At 63.9% G+C, this 11,234-nt stretch carries 10 protein-coding genes; 5 read left to right on the plus strand and 5 right to left on the minus strand.

The annotated features are described in order from the left end of the window. Positions 1-3 precede the first annotated feature (3 nt). From NHH88_01560 to NHH88_01575, 4 genes are all read right to left on the minus strand, one after another. Positions 4-1,116, minus strand: coding sequence for an efflux RND transporter periplasmic adaptor subunit (locus NHH88_01560; protein ID USX17503.1), 1,113 nt, complete (start codon positions 1,114-1,116; stop codon positions 4-6). Then, positions 1,116-1,676 carry a hypothetical protein gene (locus NHH88_01565; protein USX14514.1) on the minus strand — a complete coding sequence of 187 codons (561 nt, stop codon included), beginning with the start codon at positions 1,674-1,676 and terminating at the stop codon, positions 1,116-1,118. The genes NHH88_01560 and NHH88_01565 overlap by 1 nt, the downstream gene beginning before the upstream one ends. Then, positions 1,673-2,902 carry a TolC family protein gene (locus NHH88_01570; GenBank protein USX14515.1) on the minus strand — a complete coding sequence of 410 codons (1,230 nt, stop codon included), beginning with the start codon at positions 2,900-2,902 and terminating at the stop codon, positions 1,673-1,675. The genes NHH88_01565 and NHH88_01570 overlap by 4 nt, the downstream gene beginning before the upstream one ends. A 104-nt stretch (positions 2,903-3,006) precedes the next feature. Further along, positions 3,007-3,363, minus strand: a complete 357-nt coding sequence (locus NHH88_01575; GenBank protein USX14516.1) for a hypothetical protein — start codon at positions 3,361-3,363, stop codon at positions 3,007-3,009. Between the two features lie 132 nt (positions 3,364-3,495). Between NHH88_01575 and NHH88_01580 the strand changes: the two genes are divergently transcribed. Continuing rightward, positions 3,496-4,083 carry a nucleotidyltransferase family protein gene (locus NHH88_01580; GenBank protein USX14517.1) on the plus strand — a complete coding sequence of 196 codons (588 nt, stop codon included), beginning with the start codon at positions 3,496-3,498 and terminating at the stop codon, positions 4,081-4,083. Positions 4,084-4,122: 39 nt separating this feature from the next. On the opposite strand, the gene NHH88_01585 is transcribed toward NHH88_01580, so the two are convergent. Then, positions 4,123-4,665 (minus strand): DUF5625 family protein, encoded by a 543-nt coding sequence (locus tag NHH88_01585; protein ID USX14518.1) that lies wholly within the window; start codon positions 4,663-4,665, stop codon positions 4,123-4,125. 159 nt (positions 4,666-4,824) lie between these two features. Between NHH88_01585 and NHH88_01590 the strand changes: the two genes are divergently transcribed. The 4 genes from NHH88_01590 (at position 4,825) to NHH88_01605 (ending at position 11,196) form a co-directional block, all read left to right on the plus strand. Further along, positions 4,825-5,841: a diacylglycerol kinase gene (locus NHH88_01590; GenBank protein USX14519.1), complete on the plus strand. Its 1,017-nt coding sequence runs from the start codon at positions 4,825-4,827 to the stop codon at positions 5,839-5,841. A gap of 87 nt (positions 5,842-5,928) precedes the next feature. Then, on the plus strand, positions 5,929-7,134 hold the full coding sequence (locus NHH88_01595) for a helix-turn-helix transcriptional regulator (GenBank protein ID USX14520.1): 1,206 nt from the start codon (positions 5,929-5,931) through the stop codon (positions 7,132-7,134). Positions 7,135-7,538: 404 nt separating this feature from the next. Continuing rightward, the gene (locus NHH88_01600; GenBank protein ID USX14521.1) at positions 7,539-9,857 is read left to right on the plus strand and encodes a dockerin; all 2,319 of its coding nucleotides are present in this window, start codon (positions 7,539-7,541) and stop codon (positions 9,855-9,857) included. A gap of 109 nt (positions 9,858-9,966) precedes the next feature. After that, complete coding sequence (locus tag NHH88_01605; protein ID USX14522.1) at positions 9,967-11,196, plus strand: substrate-binding domain-containing protein; 1,230 nt, start codon at positions 9,967-9,969, stop codon at positions 11,194-11,196. Positions 11,197-11,234 lie beyond the last annotated feature (38 nt).

Raw genomic sequence — 11,234 nt, forward strand, 5'->3', positions numbered from 1 at the left:
GCCCTAGCGGATCTGGTTGATCAGCGAACCGCCCGACACCACCACCCGGTTCTCCGGACTCAGGCCCTTCGTGATGACCACCGTGCGCGCGTCCAGCGGCTGCGCCTCGACCGGCTGGGCGATGAAGCGCATGGCGCCGGACTTGATCCACACCACCGTCTCGTTGGCGGGATTGCGCGCCAGCGCCTGGGCCGGCAGGGCGATTCCCTTGACCGAGGTGCGCAGTTTGACCAGCACCGTCACCGGCTGCCCGACGGCCAGCGGCAGGGCCGGGCCTTGGGCGCGGAAGGTGATCGGCACTGCGCCGTCGCGCAGGCTGCGGGCGCCGCCGAGCACGCTCAGGCGCGCCGTGGGTGCGGCGGGCAGGCTGGCGCTGTCGATGCGGCCGGCGAGCGCCACGTCGGTCGACAGCGCCTCCACCAGCAGCCGGGCGGGATCGACGATCTCGAACAGGATGTCGCGTATGTCGACGATCTGCCCGGCGAGCACCTGCGCCGAGGCGACGATGCCATCGGCCGGGGCCACCAGCGCCTCGCTGCCGCGCACCGAGGCACCGATGGCCTTCTCACGGCCGGCGATGCTGGCCAGCTCGGCCTTGGCGGCGTCGATTTCCCTGGCCGGCACCGTACCTTCCAGCGACTCCAGGCGGACGACCTTGCGCTCGGCCAGCGCGCGCATGGCGCGCAGGTCGGCCAGCGCAGCCTCCTGGCTGCCGCGCTCGAACGCGCTGGACACCGGCCGCAGCCGCGCCAGCACCTGGCCCTTGCGCACGGCCTGGCCCGCCACTGGGAAACCCTGCGGGACGGCTTCGATGCGGCCGGCGAACGGCGCCTGCACGCGGCCGCCGGCGTTGGGGTCGATGACCACGCGGCCGTTGAGCTGCGCGGTGAGCGGATGCGCGGCCTCGGTCACTTTCAACGTGCGGATTTCCATGCGGCGCTGCGCCAGCTTGGGCACGTGGACGCTGCCGTCCGGCAAACGCGCCAGGCCGCTGGTGGCGGGTGTGGCCTGGCCGTCGAGATGCTCGCCGTTGGGGCCGTGCGCGCCGGGAGAGGCGAACGCCGGCATGGCGGTGAGGATGGCGGCGGCCGCCAGGACGGTGAGTAGTTTGTTCATCATGCATTTCCCCGGGTGAATGGGCGGCGGCGCGCACGGGCGACGATGAAGGCCGGCACGGCCAGCGCCGGGATCGCTAACAGCCACCACCAGCGCCAGCGGCCGCCGTGATCGTCGTGATCGTCATGGGCGGCGGCGGTGACCTCCAGGGTGCCTTCCAGCAGATCGCTTTCGCCGCCGGCCACGAAAGTGAACAGCAGCGCGTGCTTGCCCGGCGCGGCCAGGGCTTTAAGGAACTTTTCGTCGTCGATGGCGTAGTCGCCGATGTCGTTATGGAACTTGGCTTGCGCCTTCATATCCTTGTATTGCACCTCAAGTTTGCCGTTGAGCACCGGTTCGTTGGTGTCGTAGCGGTCGATCAGGATCGACAGTTCGCCGCCGGACAGGTTGCCCACCAGCTCGAATAGTTCGCTGAATGTTTCGACCCTTGGCGCGGTGCCGGTGGCCGAACTCGTGGCGGGACCGTCGAGGTGCTCGCCGTTGGGGCCGTGGGCGCCGGGGGCCGCCAGCGCCGGCAGCGCCAAGGCCAGTAACAACAGGGCGGATAAAAGTCGCTTCATGGCAGTATTCCTAAGACTTGATTGAGTTGGGCATGAGCCATTCCGAGCGCGACGCGCTGCTGGCGCACCGCGACGTCGGCCTCATGGCTCAAGGTGCGCGAGCGCAGCAGTTCGGCCAGGCCGCGCTCGCCCTGCTTGAAGGCTTTTTCGAACAGGGCCGTGTGTTCGCGCATCAGCGCGGCCCTGGCCGTCGCCGTCTGCAACGCTTCCCGGGCGTACTCCAGTTGGCTGCGCGCCTGGGACTGCTCGATGGCGATGGATGCGCGTGCTTCGTTCAGTTCGGCGGCGGCGGTGGCAAACTGGGTCGCGGCCAGCGTCTCGGCCGGCCGGTTGCGCATGTTGCCGCCCAGCGGGATGTGCACGGCGATGCCGATGCTGCGGTCCGCGCTCGTGGTGGCGCTGTCCCGTTCGCGCCGCATCGACAGCGCCACAGTGGGCGCGCCCTGGACGCTTGCGGAGGCCAGGCCGACGGCGGCGCGGGCGCGTTGCTCGGAGGCTTCGGCCGCCCGCAGCCGCGCGTGGTCCGCCACCGCAGGTTGGGTCGGCGGCTCCTGCTCCGGCTCCAGCGAGGGAAGCTCGGCCACGCCGGTCAGCAGCTGGAAACGGGCCATCGCTTCGCGCAGGCGGCCCCGTGCCTGGCTGATTTCGCCCTGTGCGGCGAGCACTTCCTGGTCGGCCAGCAAGCCGTCGCTACGCGCCATGTCGCCGGCCGCGACACGGCGGCGCACTTCGTCGCGCAAATCTTCCAGATGATGCAGATGGCCTTCCTTCTCGGCCAGCAATTCGCGCGCGGCCGCCGTCTCCCACAGGCGGGCCCTTACCGCGCCGGCCACTTCAAGCCGGGCGCGGTGCAGTTGGGCCTGGACTTCGTCCGTGCTGCGCGCCGCTAGTTGCTGACGGGCGGATTGCTGCCCTGGCAGCAGCACCGGGGCGGCAACGGAGATTTCGGTTTCGTGCTGGGCGCGGTCGCCGGTCCAGCGGCCGGAGCGCTCGGACAGGCCCAACGTCGGCGCGCCGGCCAGCCAGGACTGCGCCACGGCGCGGCCGGCGGAGGCCTCGTCCTGGCGCGCGTCCAGGGTTCTGGCGGCAACCGAACGTTGCCAGGCCAGCTCGACTAGGGCGGCCAAGGTGGGGCCGGCGGCCGGGGCGATCGGCTCGGCCGTGGTCAACAATGGGAAAGACAGTACAACGCCGGCAATCAATGCCGGCCAGCGCACGGTGCGCATGGCAACTCCTTCGGTGAATGAATTCTTCACCGAGGGGCGACGCGCATCAAGCGCGGCTGGTCATCGCAATAAGTGTAAAGACGAGCGAAATCCCCCTCGGCAGCCTAGCCGAGGGTGGTTGCCGGAGGTCTGTGGGGACATTCCAGGAGCGGGTCCGGGATGCGGGTGGCGGCATCGGCCACCACGCTGCTCACCAGTTGTTCCGGCGCGACGGGAATGACTGGCATCGCAATATGCACCGGTTGGGGGGATGCCGGATGATCCAGCATGTGATCGGCGGATTCGCCGGATTCGTCGTAGTGGACGGAGCCGTCGTCCTCATGATGATGGGCGACCTGCTCGTCATGCTCGATTTGGTGCGCGATGGTGGTGTTTCCTCCGCTCAGCAGATCGCCCCACTGCATGGCGAAGCCATACAGCGGAAGGCACATCAGCAGGCAGATACCAATGATTCGTCGCACGGGGAATTCCTCGAAGTGAGTAAATTATAGCAGCAGGCCTGCCGACGTCGAGGCTTAGATTGACCTGTTACTATTTATGCCACGACCAGCAATTGCACGTAAAACATCGCTCGGAAGGAGTGCCAAATCGACATGATCATTGCGCCGAGAAGTGAATTGGAGGAGCGCCTGTGTCATATCGCGCGATCTTCTACATGGTTCATGGCGGCGTTGGGAACGGTGCGGGATTTGAAACTTCCGTCATGGTGCATCGGCGCGGGCGCGGTGCGCAATCTGGTGTGGGACGCCTTGCACGACTATTCGACGCCGTCGCAATTGCCCGACGTGGATGTCGCTTATTTTGACGCGTCCGATCTGGCGCCGGATACGGACGCGGACCTGCAGCGGCGCCTTCATGAAGCGACGCCCGGAATTCCTTGGGAAGTCACCAACCAGGCAGGAGTGCATCGATGGTTTGAAGCGTATTTCGGGCACGCGGTTGAGCCGCTTGCATCGCTTCCGGAAGCGGTCGCCTCGTGGCCGGAATATGCCACCTCCGTCGGTCTGTGCCTGAACCCGGATGACTCCATCGACGTGATCGCTCCGCACGGTTTGAACGATCTTTTCAATTGCGTGGTGCGCCGCAATCCGACGCGGGTTAGCATGGAAACATATCGTCTGCGCGTCGAGCAGAAAAACTATGCGTTGCGCTGGCCGCGTGTGACGGTAGTACACGGTTAGCGTTTTCGATGGCGAACGGCCCAAGGGGAGGCCAGCACCCTACTTCCCATGCCCGGCAACCAGGGAAACCGTGGTCTTCACGCCATCGAGCCCTGTTTGGCCGGCGATGTTGTCCACTTCGATAACGTATTTACCTTCCGGGAGATCCAGCCTACCCACGGTTCTGGCCTTTCGGAAGGGGTCCGCCGCTGAGTAAATGATACAAAGCGAGTTGAACACCTTGTCCATCGTGACATTGCCGCTTATTTTTTCGCGCACCAGTACATGAATGGGAATGGGCCGCCCCAATCCGGTTCTTTGTGCCAAGGGAATGTCCGCGTAATCGCGTTCGCAATTTGCATCGTAGCGCTCCCCCGCTACCTCATCGCTACGAATGGAAGCCGCCGATGGAAATTCAAAACCAATCTCCAGGAAATATAGCTTACTTACCGGCACGTTGAATTCTTTGACAAGGCTCGCTCCCGCTTGTTGCAACGGGAGCGATTCATCCTGAAACAGCGGCGGAAAAACACACAGACCCGAAGCAAACATTATCAAGCCGATGACCGGTTTCTGGCAGAGCGAATACGTGAGCGGGTTCATTTGATCAACACTCCAAGTGGGTAGCCGGTAGGGCCGGCGTCTGCCATAGCTCCTGGCATCATCAGTTTCCGTGTGCTACCGAGCATATGCGACGTGGTGCCAAGGATACAATGTCTTGCCGCACCGCGCCGGTGATGATGGACCAACCGACCTTGCCCAATGACAGCTACCGCTATCTCGCCCGACGCCCGTTTTTTCATCGCCCTCAATGCCGGCTCCGGCCATTCCGAGACCGAGGAACGCCGCACGACCATCGAATCGGTGCTGCGCGATGCTGGCCGGCAGTTTGAGTTGACCATCGTCGACCAGCCGGACACCATCGACGAGATCGCCGGCCAGCTTGCCAGGCAAGCGGCCGACGCCGGCGGCGTGCTGGTGGCGGCCGGCGGCGACGGCACCATCAACGCGGTGGCGCGCCAGGCAATCAAGCACGGCTGCGCGTTCGGCGTGCTGCCGCAGGGCACCTTCAATTATTTCGGCCGCACCCACGGCATCCCGGAAGACCTGAGCGAGGCCGTGCATGCGCTGCTCGCCGCGCGTGTGCACCAGGTGCAGGCGGGAATGGTCAACGATCACGTGTTTTTGGTCAACGCCAGCATCGGCCTGTATCCGAAGATGCTGGAGGAGCGCGAGCAGGACAAGAAGCAGTTCGGCCGCAGCCGGCTGGTGGCGGCGCTGTCGGCGCTGAAAACCGTCTTGAGCCCGCATCGTCGCCTGCGCCTGGTGCTGCAAATCGACGGCAAGCTGCAGCGGCTGCGCACGGCCACATTCTTCGTCGGGAACAATCGCCTGCAAATGGAGCAGGTCGGCATTCCGCCGATGAGCGCCGCCCTGGAAGACGGCCGGTTGGCGGCGGTGGCGCCCCGCACCAAAGGCAAGCTGGGGATATTGTGGTTGCTGCTGCACGGTGCGCTGGGCCGCATGGGACAGCTGGACCAGGCCGACGAGCTGACCACCTTCAGTTTCAAGCAGATGCAGGTGAGGGTAAGGGGACGCAGGTTGTCGCGCCGCCGCCAGGTCAAGGTGGCTCTGGATGGAGAAGTGAGCCATATGGACAACCCGCTGGAGTTTCGCGTGATGGAGGAGCAGTTGCTGCTTTTGAAGCCGGATGCGACATGGGCGAAGGATGTCGAGGCGCCCCAGGATGAGCCGCCTGCCCTGGTGAATATCCGGTAGCGCAGCCCCGACACTTCGCCTGTTATGATGCGGGAGACCGCACCCGTCAAGAGGTGCGGCGCCGAGACAATTCCATACCCTACCTCTATGCAAGAGTTCTATAAAAAGGCGCTGCTGGCGCTGATCTGCCTGCTCGCCGTGGACGCATTGCTGGCCGTTGTTTTTGTTTATCGGGCCTTTCCGACACAGACGTTATCGCGCGCACACGACAATGGCTACGGCTGGCATGGCGGAACGTTTTCCGACGTGGTCAGCGACGGAGCGTCGTCAGTGCGCCTGCACGACACGTCGCCCGACCGGCTGCGCTTCGACTTCAAGCTGAAGGACGTCGCCAAGTATCCTTTTGCCGCCGGCGACCTCAAACTCCGCGACGACAAGGGACGGCCGATCCAGGAGGATTGGTCGAAGTTCGATACCATTTCCTTCGTTGCCAAATGTTCATTGTCCACTGCCATGACGTTCGAGGTGTCCACCTTCGACGAGAAATTCTCCAAGCAAGGCTACTACGAGACTTACCGTCCACCCAGAACTTACTTTTTGTGTAATGAGCAGGGCATGCGGGTGACGCTCGACCTGGCCCGGCTGCTGATTCCCGACTGGTGGTATTCCACGATGAGGCAGGACTTGACTCGCCAGGGCGATAAACTGGAGAGGGTAGGGAAAATCATGTTCGGCACCAGCGCGGCCACTCCGCTCAATGTCGATGTCCAGATCGATATCAGCGAACTGACATTGCATGGCCGCGATTACAGCTACTTGGCCGCGCTGCTGGTCATTGTCCTGGCTGGATCGCTGGCATTCGGTGTTTGGTTTTTTCTGGCCTATTCCCGCGCGCTGCTGGCCAGCGTGGATTCAAAAGTGAAAATAAATTTGCCGTTGGTGGCCTATCGCCAGCTAACGCTGGAACCGTACAAGGACAAGGAGAAGGCGTCGGTCCTGCGATACATCGCCAGCGCTTATACCGATCCCGAACTGGACCTGGAAACCGTGGTGGAAGCGACCGGCGCGAACCGCCATAAAATCAATGAACTGCTGAAATCGGAACTGGGCATGACGTTCACCAGTTACCTGAATAAATTGCGGCTGACCGAGGCATCCAGGCTGTTGATTGAAAAAAACAGCGCCGCCGTGTCGGAAATCGCTTATCTGGTTGGCTACGGGAATATTCCTTATTTTAATAAGCTGTTCAAAGAGGAATATGGCTGCACGCCGAAGTCATTCCGCATGCTTGCCGCCCAGCAGCGGCAACAGGAGCAGCCCGTCGACAGCGCGCCGTCGGAACCAGGCGCCTGAACCGCTGCATCCCTACCACTCGTCCTCCGCTCACGCATCCTCACCGCTCAGCCTGGAACACCCCGGCTGAACCGCTACCGCCCCCTCCTGGCAACGCCCACTCTCCTGGCAATGCCCACTCTACGGGCGAGCCACGCCTGCCCGGCGATTGAACCGTGGCACGGCAGCCCGGTCCGCATGCCCGACCTGCTGTCAGCCGCCACGGCGGACTTTCACTGTGGCTAATTTTCCTTGCAATTTCCGGCGTTTACAAGAAATCCGCCCGTCGCCAATACCGTTGCTCAAGGTGGCAACCTAGGCTTCATGCTGGCCGCTTCTTCCGGAAATCCAAACTGGCCGGTCACTAAAAAAATTACGGATTTCATAAAAAAGTAATTAAACATTTCATTCAGGAGACAACCAGCATGAAAGCACTTAGTAACAGAATCGCCTTACTTGCCATCGGCGCCGCGGCATTCGTGACAGCTTGCGGCGGCGACTCGGGCAGCAAACCTGGCACGAACACGCCGGCTGTCATGACCAGCGCCAGCACGCTGGTGGGCCAGGCGACCAGTTGGAACAGCGTCAAGTGGGGCGGCGGCGGCTATGTCAGCGGCCTGATCTATCATCCGACGGCGCCCAACCTTTTGTACGCCCGCACGGACATCGGCGGCGCTTACCGCTGGAACCAGGGCACGTCGCAATGGGTGCCCATCACCGATGGCCTGGGTTTCAGCGAAGCCGAGGCGGCATTCCACTACGTCGAAAGCATCGGCCTCGATCCCACCAACGACCAGCGCGTCTATCTGGTCGCCGGCGCTGGCGGCAACGGCCGGCTGTATACCTCCACCAACCAGGGCGCCAGCTGGACGTGGATCACCCTGCCGTTCATCGTGGACGGCAACAATATCGGGCGGGCGACCGGCGAGCGCCTGAGGCTCGATCCCACCAATCCATCGACGATGTTCTACGGTTCCCGCATGGCCGGCCTGTGGAAGAGCTCGGACTCGGGCCAAACCTGGGCGCAGGTCACGGGTTTGTCTTCGTACACGTCGAGCACCATGTCGGTCGGCGTCGAGCAGATTATCTTCGACAACGGGAACGTGGGCGGCGGCCAGACGACCTGGAATATGTGGGCCGCAGTCGCGCCCGACTACGCCAGCGCGGCCGGCCTGACCTCGACCTTCTACCGGTCCAGCAACGGCGGCTTTTCATGGACGCCGGTGACAGTGCCGGCGGCGGTCGCCGGGTATTACATCCCGCACTACGCGCGCGCCGCCGATGGCATGTACTACGTGGTGTTCAACAAGACCTCGGGCCCGGGCGGCGACGGTCCCGGCTACCTCTACAAGTTTGACGGTCTTGGCGGCAACTGGACCCTACTGAGCAGCAGCACCATGGGCGGCTACGGCGGCGTGTCCGTCCACGGTTCCGGGGCGACCACGCGCATCGCGCTGGCGGTGACCAATGTCTACGGCGATACGGCCGACAAGAAGATCGTCCAGTTGTCCGACAATGCCGGCGGCACCTGGCGCGAAATCGAGGCCGCGATGCCCCATACGCCGGCGGGCGAAGCGTACTGGGGCTGGAATGACGACATCGAGATCGATCCGAACAACCGCGACCACATCTTGAAAGTCAGCGGCAGCGGCGCCTTCGAGACGCTGAACGCCTCGTCGGCGACACCGACCTGGACCATGAAGGTGGCCAACCTCGAGGAGACCGCGACCCTGGGCATCGCCACCCCGCCGGCCGGCGCGACGTACAAGTTCGTCAACAGCTCGGGCGACATCGGCACCTGGGTCCAGACCGACCTCGCGGCCAAGCCGACCAAAGGCCCGGCCACCTCCTGGTCCGTTGGCAATTCGGCCGACATGAGCTGGTCCGATCCGCAATACATTGCCGGTGTCGGCACCTTGAACCAGCAAAAGACCGGCTTCGGATTCTGGTCTGGCGACGGCGGCAACACGTGGGCGAACTTCGCCACCCTGCCTGCCGGCGGCGCCACCCCGTATGGCGAAGTGGCCAGCATCGCCGTCACCGCGCGCAACAAGGCGATCTGGGCGCCGACCAATACGGTGCCGTCCTATACCACCAACAACGGCGCGAGCTGGACGGCGACCAATCTCCCCGCGCTGACAGTGCAGAGCTGGCAGCGCGCCTACCGGCTCGCGGCGGACCGCAAGAACCCGAACAAGGTCTATGCCTACGATTCGGGCGGCGTATTCTGGTCGGGAGAGCCAGGCAAGGTCTATGTCTCGACCAATGGCGGCCAAACCTTCACGCTGAGCCAGGGCTCGGTGTCGGCGGGGCTGCGCGCCAATCCGTGGAAAGCCACCTCGCTGGCCGTCAATCCGAACGTCGAGGGCGACGTCTGGCTGGCCGACGGCAACACCGTGTACCACTCGGTCGACTCGGGCGCCACTTGGACCAAGCTCAACAACTTTGCCTCGATCTGGGGCGGCAGGAATCCCGCCACGGAGTATCCCGACGTGCAGGGTGCCAGCCACATTGCCCTGGGCAAGGCGGCCCCCGGCGCGCCGTACTCCGCCACGGTCTACGTGTCGGGTGTGATCAATGGCCAGTGGGGCGTGTGGGCTTCGGACAACGCGGGCAGCACCTGGACCCGCTTTAACGACGATGCACATCAGTTCGGCGGCATCCGCGCGATGGCGGCCGACTGGAACACCCACGGCCGGATCTACGTCAACGGCACCGGCCGCGGCTTGCAGTATTCCAACTGACCAACCCGCGTCAATGTCAGCCCATGACCGCCGCGGCACCGCAAGGATGCGCGGCGGTCCTTTGCAAACCAGGACCGGGCTGGAACCGACTGAGCGAGCACTCAAGTAAATGAAGACCACGAAGGTACGCCGGATCGCGTTGTTATTTAACGCAAACAATATATTCGATTACGAAGTCATGGCAGGCATCGCCGTCTATCTTGGAAGAACGCGCACTGCCGTGGATCTCTTCCTGGAGGAAGATTTCCGACTGCGGCTGTCAGGTATCGAGCGATGGCAGGGCGACGGCATCATCGCCAATTTGGACGATCCGGCCGTGGCGGAAGCTTTGTCGCGCTGCGGCGTACCGGTGGTGGTGGCGGTCGGCGGTTCCTATGCCGACCCTGCCAATTACCCGGCCGGGATGCCCTACGTGGCGACCGACAATTTCAAGCTGATCGAACTGGCACACAAGCATCTGGTCGATGTTGGCCTGCAGCGTTTCGCCATGTTCAGCGTTCCCGCCACAGCGGAAAACCGCTGGGCGCAGGAACGCGAAAACGCCTTCCGCAGCCTGACGCGGGAAGGGCAGCCGGAACCGGAAATTTTCCGTGGTTGCGAAACCAGCGCCGATTCGTGGGACGAGGCGGTCCAGGGCCAGATCGACTGGTTGCGCAGCTTGCCTAAACCGGTCGGCATCGTCGTCGTGACGGATGCGCGCGCGCGCCAGTTACTGCAGGCCTGTCTCATCGCCGGCATCGAAGTGCCGGCACAGGTGGCGATTATCGGCATCGACAACGATCCGCTGGTGCGCAGGCTTAGCCGCATACCGCTCAGTTCCGTGATTCAGGGCACGCAGGAGATGGGTCGCGCGGCAGCCCATCTGCTGGTGCAGTTGCTGAACGGGGTACCGCTGCCGGACACGCGGATCGTGGTGCCGCCAGCCGGCATCAACGTGCTCGCGTCCAGCCAGTACGAACTGGTCAGGCATCCGCACGTGATGCGGGCGCGCCACTTCATCCGCCTGTATGCCTGCCGGGGCATCAAGACCGAGCAGGTGGCCGATCATGTGGGGGTGTCGCGCTCCTGGCTCGAAGCCTACTTCCGCCAGGAGCTGGGATGCAGCGTGCACGACATGATCCTGAGCGTCAAACTCAATGCCGCCAAGGCGGGCCTGGAAAGCAGCGATTGCCGCATCGAGGACGTGGCCTTGTTCAGCGGCTTCACATCCGTCGAATACTTGCACGTCGTGTTCAAGCGCGAACTTGGCTGCACGCCGCGCGCCTACCGCCAGCGCGTGCTCAGCGAGCGCGGACAAATCGCCGGAGCCCTTGACCCGGGCCCCGGCGCGACGACATAGACGCGGCGCCGGAGGCGGCCTTCGCGCCCCGCGCTTTT

The sequence above is a fragment of the Oxalobacteraceae bacterium OTU3CAMAD1 genome (assembly GCA_024123915.1).
Classification (GTDB): Bacteria; Pseudomonadota; Gammaproteobacteria; order Burkholderiales; family Burkholderiaceae_D; genus Rugamonas.